Annotated in this window: 14 protein-coding genes; 3 read left to right on the top strand and 11 right to left on the bottom strand. The window is 74.1% G+C overall.

Annotated features, from left to right (window positions below):
• Positions 1-12: 12 nt before the first annotated feature.
• The 3 genes from OU787_RS28705 to OU787_RS28695 all read right to left on the bottom strand — a co-directional run bounded on the left by OU787_RS28705 (position 13) and on the right by OU787_RS28695 (position 2,730).
• Complete coding sequence (locus OU787_RS28705; protein WP_030462156.1) at positions 13-732, bottom strand: MIP/aquaporin family protein; 720 nt, start codon at positions 730-732, stop codon at positions 13-15.
• Positions 733-1,046: 314 nt separating this feature from the next.
• A complete protein-coding gene (locus OU787_RS28700; protein ID WP_030462157.1) occupies positions 1,047-1,811 on the bottom strand; it encodes an IclR family transcriptional regulator in 765 nt (254 codons plus the stop codon).
• A gap of 145 nt (positions 1,812-1,956) precedes the next feature.
• Positions 1,957-2,730, bottom strand: a complete 774-nt coding sequence (locus OU787_RS28695; protein ID WP_030462158.1) for an SDR family NAD(P)-dependent oxidoreductase — start codon at positions 2,728-2,730, stop codon at positions 1,957-1,959.
• Between the two features lie 498 nt (positions 2,731-3,228).
• Between OU787_RS28695 and OU787_RS28690 the strand changes: the two genes are divergently transcribed.
• Positions 3,229-5,289, top strand: a complete 2,061-nt coding sequence (locus OU787_RS28690) for a discoidin domain-containing protein (protein WP_268661096.1) — start codon at positions 3,229-3,231, stop codon at positions 5,287-5,289.
• A gap of 58 nt (positions 5,290-5,347) precedes the next feature.
• On the opposite strand, the gene OU787_RS28685 is transcribed toward OU787_RS28690, so the two are convergent.
• The 7 genes from OU787_RS28685 to OU787_RS28655 form a co-directional block, all read right to left on the bottom strand.
• A complete protein-coding gene (locus OU787_RS28685; protein ID WP_268661095.1) occupies positions 5,348-6,481 on the bottom strand; it encodes an FAD-dependent monooxygenase in 1,134 nt (377 codons plus the stop codon).
• A 71-nt stretch (positions 6,482-6,552) separates the two neighbouring features.
• Positions 6,553-7,116 carry a GTP-binding protein gene (locus tag OU787_RS28680; protein ID WP_030462161.1) on the bottom strand — a complete coding sequence of 188 codons (564 nt, stop codon included), beginning with the start codon at positions 7,114-7,116 and terminating at the stop codon, positions 6,553-6,555.
• Between the two features lies 1 nt (position 7,117).
• Positions 7,118-7,474, bottom strand: a complete 357-nt coding sequence (locus OU787_RS28675) for a DUF742 domain-containing protein (RefSeq protein WP_035956428.1) — start codon at positions 7,472-7,474, stop codon at positions 7,118-7,120.
• Between the two features lie 59 nt (positions 7,475-7,533).
• Positions 7,534-10,575, bottom strand: a complete 3,042-nt coding sequence (locus OU787_RS28670; protein ID WP_268661094.1) for a nitrate- and nitrite sensing domain-containing protein — start codon at positions 10,573-10,575, stop codon at positions 7,534-7,536.
• 334 nt (positions 10,576-10,909) lie between these two features.
• Positions 10,910-11,800, bottom strand: a complete 891-nt coding sequence (locus tag OU787_RS28665) for an SDR family oxidoreductase (RefSeq protein ID WP_030462165.1) — start codon at positions 11,798-11,800, stop codon at positions 10,910-10,912.
• Positions 11,797-12,807 (bottom strand): alpha/beta fold hydrolase, encoded by a 1,011-nt coding sequence (locus tag OU787_RS28660; protein ID WP_268661093.1) that lies wholly within the window; start codon positions 12,805-12,807, stop codon positions 11,797-11,799. The genes OU787_RS28665 and OU787_RS28660 overlap by 4 nt, the downstream gene beginning before the upstream one ends.
• Complete coding sequence (locus OU787_RS28655) at positions 12,804-14,354, bottom strand: flavin-containing monooxygenase (RefSeq protein WP_035956421.1); 1,551 nt, start codon at positions 14,352-14,354, stop codon at positions 12,804-12,806. Before OU787_RS28655 ends, OU787_RS28660 begins: the two co-directional genes overlap by 4 nt.
• A gap of 314 nt (positions 14,355-14,668) precedes the next feature.
• On the opposite strand from OU787_RS28655, the gene OU787_RS28650 reads away from it, so the two are divergent.
• Together OU787_RS28650 and OU787_RS28645 are read left to right on the top strand one after the other, a co-directional pair.
• On the top strand, positions 14,669-15,430 hold the full coding sequence (locus OU787_RS28650; RefSeq protein WP_051817321.1) for a MerR family transcriptional regulator: 762 nt from the start codon (positions 14,669-14,671) through the stop codon (positions 15,428-15,430).
• A 103-nt stretch (positions 15,431-15,533) separates the two neighbouring features.
• On the top strand, positions 15,534-16,334 hold the full coding sequence (locus OU787_RS28645) for an inositol monophosphatase family protein (RefSeq protein WP_268661943.1): 801 nt from the start codon (positions 15,534-15,536) through the stop codon (positions 16,332-16,334).
• Between the two features lie 33 nt (positions 16,335-16,367).
• Here the strand turns inward: OU787_RS28645 and OU787_RS28640 are convergent, their stop codons facing one another.
• Positions 16,368-17,090, bottom strand: a complete 723-nt coding sequence (locus OU787_RS28640; protein WP_268661092.1) for a hypothetical protein — start codon at positions 17,088-17,090, stop codon at positions 16,368-16,370.
• Between the last annotated feature and the right edge of the window lie 17 nt (positions 17,091-17,107).

Here is a 17,107-nt window from a genome sequence, read left to right as displayed (position 1 = left end):
TGGAGCGCGGGGTCAGAACGCGACGTGGTAGAGGCCACCGGCCAGCAGGCCGCCGATGGCCGGGCCGGCCACCGGGATCCAGGCGTACGACCAGTCGGAGCCGCCCTTGTGCGGGATCGGCAGCAGGGAGTGGACGATGCGCGGGCCCAGGTCGCGGACGGGGTTGATGGCGTAGCCGGTCGGGCCGCCGAGCGAGAGGCCGATGCCGACCACGGTGAGGGCGACGATCAGGATGCCCGTGCCGGACAGGCCGAGGCCCTTGGTCAGGCCCTGGGTGAGGATGCCGAGGCAGAGCACCATGGTGCCGATGATCTCGGTGAGCAGGTTCTGCAGCGGGTTCCGGATCTCCGGCCCGGTGGAGAAGATGCCGAGGGTCGGTTCCTCGTTGGCCTGGAACTGGCCGAGGTAGGTGAGCCACACCAGGACCGCGCCGATGATCGCGCCGAGCAGCTGGGAGGCGAGGTAGAGCGGGACCTTGCCCCACTCGCCGCTGTCCACGGCGATGGCCAGGGTGACCGCGGGGTTGAGGTGGGCCCCGGACTTCGGCGCCGACATGTAGGCGGCGATGAGCACCGCGAAGCCCCAGCCGAAGGTGATCGCCAGCCAACCGGCGTTCAGCGCCTTGGACTTCTTGAGGGTGACGGCGGCGCAGACGCCGCCGCCGAGCAGTACCAGTGCGGCGGTGCCGAGTGTTTCGCCGACGAAGATGTCGCCGTTGGAGAACGCGGACACGAAGACTCCCTTGTCCTGATGGCCCGGAGGAGGGGGGTGGGGGCAGGTGGACGGTCGATCGCCGTGCGGGTGAGAGCGCAGTGGAACCAGTTCGAACGTCCGCCGTTCGACAATGCCGACCGACATGCGGAAGCTTCTCCCCCTGGCGTTGCCCACGTCAAGGCAGGGTTACTCAGCTGTGACTCACCGGACCCCGGCCCGGCCGGAAAGCGGACCGGAAAGCGGCCCGGCCGGCGGCCCGGAAAGCGAAGGGGCGCGGGCGGGCGAGATCGCCCACCCGCGCCCCGGCGCGTGCGGAAGTCCGAACGGGAGGATCAGAAGCGGCCGGCCCCCAGGTCACGGGAGATCGCCCGGGCCGCGCTGCGCACCGACGCCACCAGCGAGGGCCTGGGGAAACCGTCCTGGCAGACCGTCTCCACCGCCCCCGACACGCACACCGCGCCCACCGGGTTGCGCCGCCGGTCCTGGATCAGCGCCGCCACCGACGCCACCCCCTCCCAGGTCTCCTCCACCGCGTCCGCCCACCCCCGCTCGCGGATCAGCGCGCACTCCGCGTCCACCTCCGCGGCCCCCGTCAGCGTCCGCGCCGTGTACGCCTCGAACGGGCCCTCGCCCAACTCGCCCCGCGCCACCGGGTCGTACGCCAGCAGCACCTTCCCCAGCGCGGTGGCGTGCAGCGGCTGCATCGAGCCCACCTCCAGCACCTGCCGCGAGTCGTCCGGCCGGAACACGTGGTGCACCACCAGCACCCCCCGCTGGTGCAGCACGCCCAGGTACACCGTCTCCCCCGCGGCCCGCGCCAGGTCGTCCGCCCACACCAGCGCCCGCGCCCGCAGCTCGTGCACGTCCAGGTACGACTGCCCCAGCCGCAGCAGTTCCGCGCCCAGCTGGTACTTCCCGCTCTCCGGGTCCTGCTCGACGAAGCCCTCGGCCTGCAGCGTCCGCAGGATCCCGTGCGCCGTCCCCTTCGCCAACCCCAGCGAGGTCGACACCTCCGACAACCCCAACCGGCGCTCCCCGCCCGCCAGCAGACGCAGGATCGCCGCCGCCCGCGACAGCGACTGGATCGGGCCGGGCATCGGCAACCTCCGCAACTGGTGGTCGATATTGTCGACCGTGACGCTTACGCCACCACTCTGCCACACCGGCGTTGCCCGACCGGCACCCTCCGCCCCGGCCGGGAGGGTGCCGGAGGGCGCTGCTCCGGGTGCGGCCGGGCGGCCGTCAGGGCTTGCGGTAGTCGCGGCCCGCCGTGTTGGAGATCTTGCCGAGGCCGCCGGGGGGCAGCAGGCGGGCGGCGGTGACGGCGGCCCGGTAGCGCTTGCTGGGGACGCAGAGCGGGCGGTTGCGGGCGAGGTCGCGCAGCGAGTCGTCGACGACCCGGTCGGCGGTGAGCCAGCCCCAGCCGGGGATGGAGGAGGTGCCCATGCCGGCCCGCTGGTGGAACTCGGTGCGGGTGAAGCCGGGGCACAGCGCCTGCAGCCGCACGCCGCTGCCGGCCAGGTCGCGGGCGATGCCGAGGGTGAAGTTGACCACCCAGGCCTTGGTCGCGCCGTAGGTGCCGCGCGGCAGGAACGCGGCCACCGAGGCGACGTTGACGACGCCGCCGAAGCCGCGCTCGCGCATCCCGGGGACGGCGGCGGTGGTGAGCCGCAGCACGGCCTCGATGTGCACCTTGAGCATGTCGAGCTCGTCCTGCACGGGGACGTCCAGGTAGGTGCCGCGGTGGCCGAACCCGGCGTTGTTGATCAGCAGGTCGACGGGGCGGTCGCCGTCGCGCAGCCGCTGCTCGACGGCCTCGATGCCGGCCTCGGTGGCGAGGTCGGCGGCCAGCGTCTCGACCCGGACGCCGTGGCGGGCGGTGAGTTCGGCGGCGGAGGCGGCGAGGCGTTCGGTGTCGCGGGCGACCAGCACCAGGTCGCGGCCGTCGCGGGCCAGGCGGTTGGCGTAGGCGGCGCCGATGCCGGCGGTGGCGCCGGTGATGAGAGCGGTGGTCATGGCCCCGACCGTACCGGTCGGTAGGCGGGTGCCGCACCGACCGGCCGGACGGTGGACCGCTTCGGCCCTTCGGGCGACCCGCGGGGCGTCGGCGGCGCGCCCCGCACCGGCGTTCGTCCGATCACCCTACGGTTTCGGGCAGCGCCGCCGTCCCACGCGGCGCCCTTCCCTCCCAGGAGAACTGATGTCCGTTCGGCTCCATGCCCGCTCCATAGAAGTCGCACCGCCGGCCCGCACCCGCCGCCCCGCGCGGCACTGACGGACCGGCACCGCCTCCGCACCTCCGGGCCCGCCCCTCCCACGGGGCCGGGCCCGACGCGCGTCCGGGGCCCGGACGTTGACGACTCGTCGACGTGTCTCCCCTCCGGCCGACCGTACTGACCGGTCAGTAAATCCGGTCCGATGCCTTGACGCCCCGTCAGGCGCTCGGGATTCTCGGGGGACCGCACCCGGAGCACCGCTCCCCCGCCGCCGCCTCCCCCGAGCCGAGAGGTGACCATGACCGGGAACCACCGCGCCAGGAACGTCCTCGCCCGCCTGCTGCCGCTGCTGCTGCTCGCCGCCGCCCTCGCCGCCGGCGCCGTGCCCGGCCCCACCGCCCGGGCCGCCGACGGGTGGTGGAACCCCACCGCCCGGCCGGTGCCGGACTCGCAGATCGACGTGACCGGGGAGCCCCTGCACGGCACCGCCCCCGACGGCAGCGTCCGCGGCTTCGTCGACGCGCACAACCACCTGATGTCCGCCGAGGGCTTCGGCGGCCGGGTGATCTGCGGCTCCGCCTTCTCCGAACAGGGCGTCGCGGACGCCCTCAAGGACTGCCCGGAGCACTACCCGGACGGTTCGCTCGCCCTGTTCGAGAACGTCACCGGCGGCGCCGACGGCCACCACGACCCGGTCGGCTGGCCGACCTTCGCCGACTGGCCCGCCCACGACTCGCTCAGCCACCAGCAGGACTACTACGCCTGGCTGGAGCGGGCCTGGCGCGGCGGCGAGCGGATCCTGGTCAACGACCTGGTGACCAACGGGCTGCTCTGCTCGATCTACCCGTACAAGGACCGCCCCTGCGACGAGATGGAAGCCATCCGCACCGAGGCGAAGAAGTCCTACCAGCTCCAGGACTACGTGGACCGGATGTACGGCGGCCCCGGCAAGGGCTGGTTCCGCATCGTCACCGACTCCGACCAGGCCCGCCGGGTGGTCGCCCAGGGCAAGCTGGCGGTGGTGCTCGGCGTGGAGACCTCCGAGCCGTTCGGCTGCAAGCAGGTGCTGGACGTGCCGCAGTGCGACCGGGCGGCGATCGACCGCGGCCTGGACGAGCTGTACGCGCTGGGCGTGCGCAGCATGTTCCTGTGCCACAAGTTCGACAACGCGCTGTGCGGGGTGCGCTTCGACGAGGGCACCACCGGGGTGGCCGTCAACGCCGGGCAGTTCCTGTCCACCGGCACCTTCTGGGCCACCGAGCCGTGCACCGGCCCGCAGCACGACAACCCGATCGGCCTGCCCACCGCGCAGGCCCAGGGCCTGCTGCCGGCCGGGGTGAGCCTGCCCGCCTACGCGGCCGCCGCGCAGTGCAACACCCGCGGCCTGACCGACCTGGGCGCGTACGCGATCGACGGCATGGTCAAGCGGCACATGATGCTGGAAGTCGACCACATGAGCGTCAAGGCGGCCCGCAGCGCCTTCGAGATCCTGGAGTCCAAGGGCTACCCGGGCGTGCTGTCCAGCCACAGCTGGATGGACCTGGACTGGACCGAACGGCTGTACAAGCTGGGCGGGTTCGCGGCCCAGTACCCGCACGACGCGAACGCCTTCGTGGCCGAGGCGAACCGCACCAAGGCGCTGCGCGAGCAGTACGGCGTGGGCTACGGCTACGGCAGCGACCTGAACGGCGTCGGTGGCTGGCCGGGGCCGGTCGGCACCGGTGCGCCCAACGCCGTGACGTACCCGTTCCGTTCGGCGGACGGCGGCTCGCTGCTGGACCGGCAGGTCACCGGCAGCCGGACCTGGGACGTCAACACCGACGGCCTGGCGCACGCCGGGCTGCTGCCGGACTGGATCGAGCAGATCCGGCTCTCCGGCGGGCAGGGCGTGGTGGACGACCTGATGAAGGGCGCGCAGTCCTACCTGACCACCTGGCGGGCCACCGAAGTGCACGACGCGGGGCGGGAGTTGGCGACGGGGGCGGCCGCCTCGGCGAGCTCCTCGGAGTGGAACCCGTTCGTCTCGTACCAGCCGGGCCGGGCGGTGGACGGCGACCGGGGCAGCCGCTGGGCCAGCGACTGGAGCGACGACCAGTGGTTCGCCGTCGACCTGGGCACCGCCCGGGTGGTGGACCGGGTGACCCTGGACTGGGAGCGGGCCTACGCCCGGTCGTACCGGATCGAGGTGTCCGCGAACGGCACCGACTGGCGCACCGTGTGGTCGACCTCGGCCGGTGACGGCGGGCTGGACACCGCCGCGTTCACCCCGACCTCGGCCCGGTGGGTGCGCTTCCACGGCACCGCCCGGGCCACCCAGTGGGGCTACTCGCTGAACGAGGTGTCGGTGCACGGCGCCTGACCGGGGAACGCTGCGGGGCCCGGCAACTGCCGGGCCCCGCAGCACATGTGACGGTGCGTCAGTACGGCTTGACCAGCACGTGGGCGGCGCCCGGGATGCCGACCTTGAGCAGCTCGTCCTCCTCGGGGGTGGTCGCCGTGCCGGTCTCCTGCTTGAGGACGGCCCGGGACAGCGACTGGACGAACATCGCGCGCGGGCGGCGGCGGGCCTCCCAGGCGGCCAGCGCGGCCGGGACGTCCGCGGCGGCGTCCAGCTCCTGGGCCAGCACCAGGGCGTCCTCGACGGCCATCGCGGCGCCCTGCGCCAGGTGCGGGGTGGAGGCGTGCGCGGCGTCGCCGGCCAGCACCACCCGGCCGACGTGCCAGGGCTCCTCGACGGTGACCTGGGAGATCCGCGAGTACACCACCGCGGCCGGGTCGGTGACGTGGGTGAGCGCCTCGGCGACCGGGCCGGCGAAGCCGGCCAGCCGCTCGGCGAGCTGCTCGTGGGCCCGCTCCGGGTCCGGGCGGAAGTCCTCGGCCTCGGCGAACACCGCGCCCAGGTACATGAGTTCGTCGGTGATCGGGGTGAGCAGCGCCTTGGCGGCCTGGTTGCCGGTGCTCATCACCACGCCCTGCACCTCGTCCTGCCGGGGCACGGTGACCCGCCAGTTGGCGAAGCCGGTGTACTCGGGGCGGTAGCGGTCGCCGTACAGGCGGGTGCGCAGCGGCGAGCCGATGCCGTCGAAGCCGACCACCAGGTCCCAGCGGCCGGTCGAGCCGTCGGACAGCGTGACGTCCACGCCCGCGCCGTCGTCGGCGAGTTCGGCGATGGTGGTGCCGAAGCGGACGGTCGCGCCGGCCTCGGCGGCGGCCCGGCCGAGCACCTCGGCCAGCGCCGGGCGGGGGATGCCGTTGTTGGCGGGGGCGCCGTCCATCCGGGGCTGCGGGATCTTCGCCAGCGGGTTGCCGGCCGGGTCGCAGATGGTCAGCACCTCCCACTCGAAGCCGACCTCCAGGCACTGCTCCAGCACGCCGAGTTCGCGCATCACGTGCAGCGCGTTGGAGGGCTGGATGATGCCGACGCCGAGCGCGTCGAGCTGCTCGCGGAGCTCGGCCACCTCGACGGTGTGGCCGCGCCGGGCCAGGGCGACCGCGAGGCTGAGGCCGCCGATGCCGCCGCCGTGGACGAGGACGCGCAGGGGTGTTGCCATGGTCTCTCCGTGGGTTCGGGGGACGGCCCGGGCGGGGGCGCGGGCCGTGCGGGTGCGGCGGGGCCGCCGGGTCAGCCGACCGGCAGCGCCATCAGGTGGTCGACCAGGGCCAGCAGGGCGTCCCGGCCGAACGAGCGCTCGCGGACGTCGCCGACCAGCATCGGCACGTGCGGGTCGAGGTCGAGGGCGGCCCGGATCTCGGCGTCGGAGCGGGTGTTGACGCCGTGGAAGCAGTTGATCGCCACCACGAACGGGATGCCGCGGCTCTCGAAGAAGTCGATCGAGGCGAAGCTGGTCTCCAGCCGGCGGGTGTCGGCGATGACGACGCCGCCGAGCGCCCCGTTGACCAGGTCGTTCCACATGAACCAGAACCGCTCCTGGCCGGGCGTGCCGAACAGGTACACCACCAGCTCGGGGCTGACGGTGATCCGGCCGAAGTCCAGGGCGACGGTGGTGGTGGTCTTCTGGTCGACGCCGGACAGGTCGTCCACGCCGACGCTGGCGGTGGTCAGGTACTCCTCGGTGCGCAGCGGCGCGACCTCGCTGACCGCGCCGACCAGGGTGGTCTTGCCGACGCCGAAGCCGCCGGCGATCAGGATCTTGACCGCGGCTGCGGCGGCCGGGGTGCTGGTCATCTCAAAGCCTCCTCAGGCCCTCACGTACGGCGGCCAGCAGGCCGCGGTCGGCGCCGCCCGCGGCCCGGGCCACCGAGATCGGGGCCCGGGCCGTCAGGAGGCCCTGCGCGACGAGGTCGCCGAGCAGGATCTTGGTGACCGAGACCGGCAGGTCGAGGTCGGCGGCGACCTCGGCCACCGCGGCCGGGGTCCGGCACCGGTCGATGATGATCCGGTGCTCGGGCTGCAGCCGGGCGGGCCTGACCGGCGCGCCGTAGGCGTCGACCGGGGCCGGCACGCTGGTGAGCAGGGTGATCAGGGTGAAGTCGTCGCGCTCGGGCGCGGTGCGGCCGCGGGTGATCGTGTACGGCCGCACCATGCTGTCGGCGCCGTCGTCCCCGTCCTCGTACCCGTACTCGTCGTCCCAGGGCAGGGCGTTCACGCGCGTTGCCCGCTGCGGACCCCGAACGCGTCGAAGTCGCCGCGCTGCGGGGTGCTGAGCTTCTGGCCGACCTGCTGGACCAGGTTGTGCATGGCCAGCGACATCACCTCGGCGTCGACGTCCTGCGAGGCGATCACGGCCAGGTGGGTGCCCGAGCCGGCCGCGATGACGAACAGCCAGAGGTCGGCGAGTTCGACGATCACCTGGTGCACCGGGCCGCCCGCGAACAGCTGGCCCACGCCGCGGGCCAGGCTCTGCTGGCCGGTGGCGACGGCCGCGAGGCGCTCGGCGTCGGAGCGGTCGATGCTGCGGGAGTGGCCGACCACGAGGCCGTCGTCGGAGAGCAGCACGGCGTTCTTGGTGCCGGCCACCGAGTCCACCAGGCCGTCCAGCAGCCAGTCGAGATCCTGGTGGGTGGCGGTAGTGCGCGTCATGACCGGTCTTCTCCCGTCGGGGTGTGGTTGTTGTTCCAGCCGTCGGCCGGGCCCGTCCGTCCCTCGGTGCCGCCGGCGGTGTCGGCGCCCGGGGCGGCCTGGCCGCCGCGCGCCTCGCGGGAGCGCCGCTGGAACGCCCCGATCGCTGCTCCGGCCCGTCGGGGGCCGGTCGGAACAGCGGGTTCTCGTCCCAACGGGGCGGCGCGGGCGCTTCCTTGGGGGCCGCGGGGTCGATCCGCAGCTCGTCGGCCAGGCTGGCCTGGCGGATCCGGCGCGGCAGCGGGGGTTCGCCGCCGGGCGGCGGGTACGCCGACGCAGGGAGGGGGCGGGGGCTTCCCGGTGCCCGGCGGGCGGCGGCCACGCACCGGCCGCGGCGGGCTCGGGGTGGTGCCCGGCGGGCAGCGCGTACGGGGTGGGCGCGGGCTGCAGCGGCAGGATCGCGTCGGGGAACGGCTGCTCGTGGCCGGTCGCCGGGTACGGCTCGTAACCGGCCGCCGGGTGCTCCCCGTGCGGTGCGCCCAGCTGCTCGTACTGCGGGTACGGCTCCTCGGCGGGGTACGGGGCGGCGGGGGCGTACGGGTCCACGGCGGGTGCCTCCTCGACCGCCGACGGCAGGCTGTAGGACACCGAGACCGGTTCGGACCCGGCGGTGAGGGCGGTGACGCCGGCCAGGGCCTGGCCGCGGTTGCGGGTCGGCAGGCCGCCGGACGGCTGGGCGGGGACGATGGTGGGCCGGGCGTTCGGGTCGGGGACGATCAGTTCCTCGGGGACGAGCACCACGACCCGGGTGCCGCCGAACGCGGACTGGCGGAACTCGACCCGCAGGCCGTGCTGTTCGGCGAGCCGGGAGACGACGTAGAAGCCGAGCCGGATGTCGTTGCCGCGGGCGAGCACGTCGGCGCGCGGCGGGCGGGCCATCATCGCGTTGGCGCCCTCGATCTGGTCCTCCTCCATGCCCAGGCCGCGGTCCTCGACCTCGATGGCCACGCCCCGGCTGACCCGGCCGGCCCGGACCTCGACCGGGTTCGGCGGGCGGGAGAAGGTCAGCGCGTTCTCGATCAGCTCGGCGAGCACGTGGGCGACCGGGCCGACGGCCCGCTCGGAGATCCACGGGCTGCCCTCCAGGTCGATGCTGACCCGCTGGTAGTCCTGCACCTCGCCCTGGGCGGAGCGCATCACGTCCAGCAGCGGGACGGGCTTGCGCCAGCGCCGGTGCGGGGCGCCGCCGGCCAGGATGACCAGGTTCTCCTCGTAGCGGCGCAGGCGCGCGGTGAGGTGGTCGAGGTCGAACAGGCCCTCCAGGAACTCCGGGTCCTCGTGGCGGCGTTCGAGCTCGTCCAGCTTCTTGAGTTGCTGGCCGATCAGCTGCTGGGTGCGGCGGGCGATCCGCTGGAGCAGCCGCTCGTAGGCGCGGTGCTGGTCGGCCTGGGCGACGGCGGACTGCACCGCGCTGGCCCGGGCCAGGTTGAACGCCTCGGCCAGCTTGGCGAGTTCGTCGCCGGTGCGGCCCCACGGGTCGGGGGCGACGGCCCGGGCGTGCTCCTCCGGGTCGACCTGTTCGCCGTTGCCGAGCCGTTCGACGACGGCGGGCAGCGTGGTCTGGAGGTCCTCGGCCTGCTCCTGGAGCCGGCCGATCCGGCGGCGCAGGGTGCGGGTGATCCGCCAGGAGGTGACGGCGACCACGATGACGGCGATCAGGCCGATGACGGTGGTCAGGACCAGCCGGACGGCGAGCGAGATGATGCTGCTCTTGCCGTGGTCGACCACGTAGGCGGTGCGGTACTCGAGCAGGTCGACGAGCTGCGGGTTGAGCGCGTCGACGGCCTGCCGCCAGGCGCTCTGGTCGCCGGTGAGGGCGATCCGGCCGTTGCGGTCGGCGGCGGCGGGCCTGAGCAGCTGCTGCTCGACGTCGCCCTTGGCCTTCCAGGCGGAACTGCCGGTGATCTGCTTCCACTTGGCGGCCTGGTCGGCGGCCAGGTAGGGCGCGACCTTGGTGCCGAACTGGAAGTCCTGTTCGGCGACGGCCTGCCGCAGCTGCTGGTAGTCCTCGGCGCTCAGGCTGCCGGTGGGCCAGCCGCGGGCCAGCAGGGCGTCCGAGCGGGAGATCATCTCCTTGCCCCAGAACAGGTCGACCAGCGGCGCGGAGATGGTGGTCATCTGCCCGTTGTCGACGTGGCTGAGCGCGGCGAACAGCTTGAGGTCGACCGCGATCAGGTCGGTGTAGTAGCCGTAGACCGCGGCCTGCTGCTGCTCGCTGCCGCTGTCGACCAGGGCGCGCTGGGCGGGCAGTTGGTTGATGGACTGCCGGGCCAGTCCGACGGCTTCCTTGACTTCGTCCGGGGCGTCGGAGGCGGCCACGTCGGACGCCTTCTGGAAGTCGCGGATGGCCTGGTCGGTCTTGGCGCGCTGGCTGCGCAGCGCGTCGGTGACCCCGCTGTGGGTGGCGAGGACGTCGGCGCTCAGGCGCCGCTCCTCCTGGAGGTTGTAGTAGACGATGTTGGACGGCTGCCCGGCCTCCTGCGCGAGCAGGCCCTGGGCCGCCTGGCGCTGGAAGTCCAACAGGAGCTGTCCGCTGGTGACGGCCCACAGGGCGGCCAGCGCCACACTGGGGACGATCGCCAGGACGAGCAGGGTCGCGCGGAGCGAGAGCCGACCCGTTCTGATCCGCCGAGAAGCGCGCGTGCGCAGGGCATTCTCCTTGGGGACGACACCAGTCGTTCACAACTGGTCGAATCTGACAGGACTCTGACGGACGGATACTAGTCACACGGTATAAGGACATGAAAAACCGCTGCCCAGTCCCGGTCCCCCGGCGGCCCCGGACGGCGCCCGGGAACGCCGGACGACGCCCGGAAACGCCGGACGACGGCCGGGAACGCCGGACGGACCGCCGGCTCCCCTCCAGGGCCGACGGTCCGTCCGGTCTCGCAGCGCCGGGTCAGGCCGGCCGGCCCTCCCGGGCCGCCTGGTCCGCCTGCCCGCCCGCGCCGACCGGGCCCAGCCGGGTCGCGGCGGTGGCCTTCAACTCGGGCGCCAGCCGGGCCACGTCGCGGGAGCCGACCAGCGCGATCAGGCCGGGCAGGAAGCCGCGGACCGGCTGCATGCCGCGCAGCCAGGCCTGCGCGTAGACGTGCGCGGAGCGGCGGGCCAGCCCGGCCACCAGGCGGTCGACGGCGGGGCCGATCGGGTAGGTCTTGTTGGCGGGCCAGGGCAGCTTGGCCCGCATCTGCCGCAGCACGGCGTCCTGGTCGGCGCCCCGGACCATGTCGGTGTCGGTCCAGCTCAGGTAGCCGACGCCGACCTTGACGCCCTGGTGGGCGACCTCGGCGCGCAGCGCGTGCGCGAAGGACTCGACGCCCGCCTTGGAGGCGCAGTACGCGGACATCAGCGGGGCCGGGGTCAGCGCGGCCAGCGAGGCGATCTGCAGCAGGTAGCCGCGGCTCTCGGCGAGCGCGGGCAGGAAGGCCCGGGCGGTGGCGACCGAGCCGAGCAGGTTGACCTCGACCACCCGGGTCCAGGCCCGGTGGTCGCTGTCCTGCATCGGGCCGCCGAGCGCGATGCCCGCGTTGGCGACCACGGCGTCGATCCGCCCGTACCGGTCCTTGATCCGGTTCGCGGTCTCGGTGAGCGCGTCCAGGTCGGTGACGTCGGCCTCCCAGGCGGAGGCGTGCTCGCCGCACTGGGCGGCGACCGCCTTCAGCTCGGCGGGCTCCAGGCCGACCAGCGCGACCTTGGCGCCGCGTTCGGAGAGCTTGCGGGCCATCAGCGCGCCGAGGCCGCGGGCGGCTCCGGTGATGACGACGACCTGCGAGGACAGCGGCGGGGTCATGCGGTCTCCTCCAGCGGTTCGGCGACGGCCCGCGGTTCGGCGGCGGTCGGGGGCTCTGCGGCGGTCGGGGGCTCTTCGGCGACCGACGGTTCGGCCGCTGACGGTTCGGCGGCCAGGGCGGCGACCCGGCGGATCTCGGCGGCGACCTCGGCGGGCCGTTCGACCGGGCTCATGTGGCCGGTGCCGGGCAGTTCCAGCAGGCCGCGCGGGTCGGCCAGGGCGGCGGCGATCCGGCGGGCGTGCACCGGCGGGGTGAGCTTGTCGTGGCTGCCCGCGATCACCGCGGTGGGGGCGGCGAGCCGGGCCAGGCCGTCGTGCACGTCGAGGGTGTCGAGCACGGTCGCCCAGCGGAAGCGGACCTGCGCCGGGCAGGCGTGCACCACCTGCGCGCACGCCTCGACCCGGTCGGCGGGGGTGGCCGGGCCCATGGTGGCGTACTTGAGGGCGGCCCGGGTGAGGCCGGTGACCGGGCCGAGCGGGAGCCGGGAGCGCAGGATCTGCCGGTGCAGGAAGCGGCGCAGGCCCCTGGCCCGGACGGCGGGCGGCAGCACGGTCAGTTCGGCGATCAGCTCGCCGGGGCCGGTGTTGACCAGCACGTTGGCGGCGGTGCGCCCGGCGACGGCGGGGCGCCCGCCGGCCGCCATGATGGTCATGCCGCCCATGCTGTGGCCGACCAGCACGGCGCGCCGCCCGTCGGGGACGGTCGCGGTGAGCACCGCCTCCAGGTCCTCGGCGAGCTTGGCGGTGGCGTACCCGTCGGCGCCCGCGGGGGCGGGGCTGCGGCCGTGGCCGCGCTGGTCGTAGGCGACGACCCGGAAGTCGGCGGCCAGCCGGTTGACCACCGGCGCCCAGAACGCGGTGGAGCAGGTCCAGCCGTGGGCGAGCACGACCAGCGGCGCGCCGTCGGGCCCGTACTCCTCGACGTTGAGCTCGGCGCCGTCGGCGGAGCGGACGGTGCGCACGGCCGCCGGGTCGGGCAGCACGCAGTCGGCGGGGATGCGGCTCATGCGGACACGACCTCCACGGGCTCGGGGGCGGTTCGTTTGATCAGCTCGTACTCGGCGAGGTCGACGTGCCGGGTGGCGCGGCGGAAGGCGCTGGTGGAGCCGGGCCACAGCACGGTGTTCTTCCCGCTCTCCTCCAGGTACCAGCTGCGGCAGCCGCCGGTGGTCCACACGGTGCGGCCCATCTTGTGCTGGAGCTCCAGGTTCCACTGGCGCTGGGCGCGCTCGGTGGGCTGCATGGCGGCGGCGCCGAGCGAGTCGAGGGTGGTGAGCGCGTCGATGAGGTAGTTCAGCTGGGACTCGATCATCAGGATCATCGAGCTGTTGCCGAGCCCGGTGTTCGGGCCGATCAGGAAGAACAGGTTCGGGAAGCCGCGCACGGTCGAGCCGCGCAGCGCCTCCATGCCGTCCTTCCAGCTCTCGGCCAGCGAGGTGCCGCCGATGCCGAAGACCCGCTCGGCGATCGGCAGGTCGGTGACGTGGAAGCCGGTGCCGAAGACGATCGCGTCGACCTCGTGCTCGCTGCCGTCCGCGCCGACCAGGGTCGAGCCGCGCAGCTCGCGCAGGCCGCCGGGGACCACCTCGGTGTTGGGGGCGGCGAGCGCCGGGTAGTAGGTGTTGCTGAGCAGGATCCGCTTGCAGCCGATCCGGTAGTCGGGGGTGAGGGTGGCGCGCAGCGCCGGGTCGGCGACGGCCTTGTGCAGGTGCCGCAGCGCGACCTGCTGGACCAGCTTCAGCAGCTGCGGGCGGCGGACGAACGCGTCGACCTGCAGCTCGCGCATGGCGAACAGCCCGGCCCGACGCAGCAGTCCGGTCGGCGGGAGCTTGGCGTGCAGCCACTTCTCCGCGCCGCTCACCTCGCGGTCGGCGCGCGGCAGGACCCAGGCGGGGGTGCGCTGGAAGACCGTCAGGCGGCCGACGGCCGGCTGGATCGCCGGGATGATCTGGGCGGCGGAGGCGCCGGTGCCGACCACGGCGACGCGCTTGCCCGCCAGGTCGTAGTCGTGGTCCCAGCGGGAGGAGTGGAAGACCTTGCCGGGGAAGGCGTCCAGGCCGGGCAGGTCGGGGATCTGCGGGTCGGCGAGCGGTCCGGCGGCGGAGACCACGGCGTCGGCGGTCCAGCTGCCGGCCGCGGTGGTGACCCGCCAGCGGGTGTGCTCCTCCTCCCAGCGCAGCTCGGTGACCTCGGCGCCGAAGCGCAGGTGCGGGCGCAGGCCGAAGGTGTCGGCGATCCGCTCCAGGTAGGCGCGGATGTCGGGCTGGCCGGAGAACACCCGGGGCCACTCGGGGTTGGGCGCGAACGAGAACGAGTACAGGTGCGAGGGCACGTCGCAGGCGCAGCCCGGGTAGGAGTTGTCGCGCCAGGTGCCGCCGACCGAGTCCGCGCGCTCCAGGATCACGAAGTCGGTGATGCCGGCCCGGCGCAGGCGGACGCCGGCGCCGAGACCGCCGAAGCCGGAGCCGATGACGGCGGCCCGGACGTGCGGGACGGCCCGCTCCGACCCGGGGTCGGTACCGGGCGCGGGGGGCTTCTTGCTGCGGGCTGCCATGGGCGGGCCTCCTGGCGAGGGTGGGGGCACTGGCTGGGGGCGGGTGGCACCAGACGCTGCCAGTAATCACTGGCGCGTTTGGCAGAGTAGCCCTTGTTGACACCGAGTGGAATAGCGCGGGACGTCGCTGTTTCCGTGCCGCCCGGCGGCAGGGGTTGTCCGGCGATTCGCGTCGGATCAGCGCGCGGCGGTGGGCGCCCGGCTGGGAGTGCCGGCCCGACGCCCTCGTACTGGATGTACTCGGGTGTTGGGCCGGTGCTTCCAGGCGGGATGCCCGGCGTCGCGCGCCCGACGGGAATCGCCGGACAACCCCTATGCTGACCGGCGTGGCGGAGATCGAACAGGACCACGAGCGGCCCCGCGCCTACCGCGTCGCCGAGCTCGCCGAGGCGGCCGGCGTCAGCGTGCGCACCGTACGCTTCTACCGCGAGCGACGGCTGCTCCAGCCGCCCCGCAAGGAGGGCCGGATCGCCTGGTACGGCGAGGAGCACCTGGCCCGGCTGCGGCTGATCGCCGAACTGCTGGAGCGCGGCCACGCGCTGGGCGGCATCGCCGAGCTGATCGGCGCCGGCGAGGACGGCCGGGACGTCGCCGAACTGATCGGGCTGCAGGCCGCGCTGGTGGCCCCCTGGTCGGACGAGACGCCCGTGCACCTGGGCTGGGACGAGCTGCGCGCGGCGTTCGGCGACCAGCTCACCGAGGCCAACACCGCCGAGTCCGTCGCCCAGGGCTACATCACCGTCCGCCCCGACGGCATCACCCACGTCAGCCGCCGCCTGATGGACGCCACCGTCGCGCTGGTCGACGAGGGCGTGCCGCTGGCCGCCGTGCTGGCCGTCAGCCGGCGGGCCGCCGAGTACGCGGACGCGATGGCCGACCTGTTCGTCGCCCTGATCCGCGACCAGCTGCTCGGCGCGCTCACCCGGGTCCAGGACCTCACCCCCGCCGAGGCGGCCCGGCTCACCGAGCTGATCCAGCGCGTCCGCCCGCTCGCCCGGGCCGTCAACGACGCCCAGTTCGGCCTCGCCATGGACCGCCGGGTGCGCGCCGAGTACGACGGCCTGACCGGCCCGTGAGCCGTCCCGGCGCCCCGTCGCCGTCCCGCACGTCACCTGCGCACCGTCCGCACCACCACGGCATGGGAGAGTGGGAGGCGGTGAAGGGAGCACGGGCGTGTTGATGGAGAAGGTCACCGAGATCCTCGTGGAGGCATCGGCAGAGGCGGTCGAGCCGAGGTTCCGGGCCCTGGCCGAGGGCGAGGTGATGGAGAAGGCCCCCGGTGAGATCGTCACCGTCGCCGACCGGGAGGCCGAGCGGATCATCGCCCGGCGCCTGCGCGAGCTGCTCCCGGTGCCCGTGGTCGGCGAGGAGGCCGTCGCCGCCGACCCGGACCTGGCCCTCGCCCTGGCGACCGAACCCGCAGCCTGGCTGGTCGACCCGGTCGACGGCACCCGCAACTTCGTCGCCGGCAGCCCCTCCTACGCGGTGATGGCCTCCCTGGTCCGCCGGGGCGAGACCGTCGCCGCCTGGATCTGGCAGCCCTGCACCCGCACCGCGTACACCGCCGAACTCGGCTCCGGCGCCTGGCGCGACGGTGAGCGGCTCGCCCTGGGGAGGGCCACCACCGCCCCCGAGAAGTGGACCGGCATCCTCAAGACCCGCTACTTCGCCCCGCCCACCGGTCACCGCCTGCTCGCCAACACCCTCGCCCTCGGCCCCCTCGACCCCGGCCGCGGCGCCGCCGGCATCGAGTACCCCCTGGTCGCCACCGGCGAGCACGACTTCCTGCTCTACTGGCGCACCCTCCCCTGGGACCACGCCCCCGGCTCCCTCCTGGTCACCGAGGCGGGCGGCCGCAGCGCCCGCTTCGACGGCACCCCCTACCGCCCCCAGGCCCCCGGCGGCCCCAACGGCCTCCTGGTCGCCACCGACCCCGACCAGTGGGAGACCCTCCGGGGGATCCTGCTGGAGGGCGTCTGAGCCGCCCGGAGCCGGAGCCGCGGGGACGGTCCGTCAGGAAGCCGTCGGCTGCGGGCTCATCGCCCGCTCGTACATCTTCTCCTCGGCCCGCTTGAGCAGGTCGGCGGCCTTCTTCCGGGACGCCTCCTCGGCCTTGTCGAGCGCGCCCGGGTAGTCCGCGGACATCCCCGCGCCCGCACCGTAGTCGACCTCGACCGTCAGGCTCAGGTTCCCGTCGCAGACGCCCGACTTGAGGGTCAGCTGGTCGACCGGCCCGGGGATGGTGTCGGTGAGCGGGTGCCGGACCGACAGCCGGTAGGCCTCCTGGCCGAGCCCTCCGGGGTCGGTCGGCTCGTACGTCCGGGTCTCGTCCGGCTTGGGGCCGCCGATCGGGGACTTGGCGATGCCCTCCTCGACCTCCAGCCAGTGGCAGCCGTGGGCCTCCTTGAAGATCGTCGCGTCGACGGTGACCCGCCAGTCCTCCGTGTCCGGGCCGGCGTCGTAGCTGCAACTGAGCGTCGTGGACGGGTCGCTCGGGATGCCCTCGCTGGTCACCGGTATGGAGTCCCGCAGTTTCCCGGGCAGGCCGGGGTCGCCCACCGCCGCGCAGAGGTCGGGGAGCAGGCGGTACCAGCCGACCTGTTTCGCCTTGCCGCCGCCACTGCCGCTGCTGTCACCACCACTGCTGCCGCCGCCGGTGCAGGCGGTGAGGAACACGAGGCCGGCCGCCAGGAGGGCGGCCGGTCCGGTACGGGAGGTCAGGCTCCGACTCGTCACGGCGCCAGGCTAGTGCG

Origin of the sequence: Kitasatospora sp. YST-16, from assembly GCF_026802215.1 — a bacterium.
Lineage (GTDB): Bacteria > Actinomycetota > Actinomycetes > Streptomycetales > Streptomycetaceae > Kitasatospora > Kitasatospora cineracea.
This window is presented reverse-complemented; position numbering and strand designations above follow the sequence as displayed.

What these genes read in the sequence shown, in the direction of transcription:
- OU787_RS28700 (WP_030462157.1), bottom strand. Translation starts at nt 1,811, where the DNA reads ATGCCCGGCCCGATCCAGTCGCTGTCGCGGGCGGCGGCGATCCTGCGT.
- OU787_RS28695 (WP_030462158.1), bottom strand. Translation starts at nt 2,730, where the DNA reads ATGACCACCGCTCTCATCACCGGCGCCACCGCCGGCATCGGCGCCGCC.
- OU787_RS28690 (WP_268661096.1), top strand. Translation starts at nt 3,229, where the DNA reads ATGACCGGGAACCACCGCGCCAGGAACGTCCTCGCCCGCCTGCTGCCG.
- OU787_RS28685 (WP_268661095.1), bottom strand. Translation starts at nt 6,481, where the DNA reads ATGGCAACACCCCTGCGCGTCCTCGTCCACGGCGGCGGCATCGGCGGC.
- OU787_RS28680 (WP_030462161.1), bottom strand. Translation starts at nt 7,116, where the DNA reads ATGACCAGCACCCCGGCCGCCGCAGCCGCGGTCAAGATCCTGATCGCC.
- OU787_RS28675 (WP_035956428.1), bottom strand. Translation starts at nt 7,474, where the DNA reads ATGGTGCGGCCGTACACGATCACCCGCGGCCGCACCGCGCCCGAGCGC.
- OU787_RS28665 (WP_030462165.1), bottom strand. Translation starts at nt 11,800, where the DNA reads ATGACCCCGCCGCTGTCCTCGCAGGTCGTCGTCATCACCGGAGCCGCC.
- OU787_RS28660 (WP_268661093.1), bottom strand. Translation starts at nt 12,807, where the DNA reads ATGAGCCGCATCCCCGCCGACTGCGTGCTGCCCGACCCGGCGGCCGTG.
- OU787_RS28655 (WP_035956421.1), bottom strand. Translation starts at nt 14,354, where the DNA reads ATGGCAGCCCGCAGCAAGAAGCCCCCCGCGCCCGGTACCGACCCCGGG.
- OU787_RS28650 (WP_051817321.1), top strand. Translation starts at nt 14,669, where the DNA reads ATGCTGACCGGCGTGGCGGAGATCGAACAGGACCACGAGCGGCCCCGC.
- OU787_RS28645 (WP_268661943.1), top strand. Translation starts at nt 15,534, where the DNA reads ATGGAGAAGGTCACCGAGATCCTCGTGGAGGCATCGGCAGAGGCGGTC.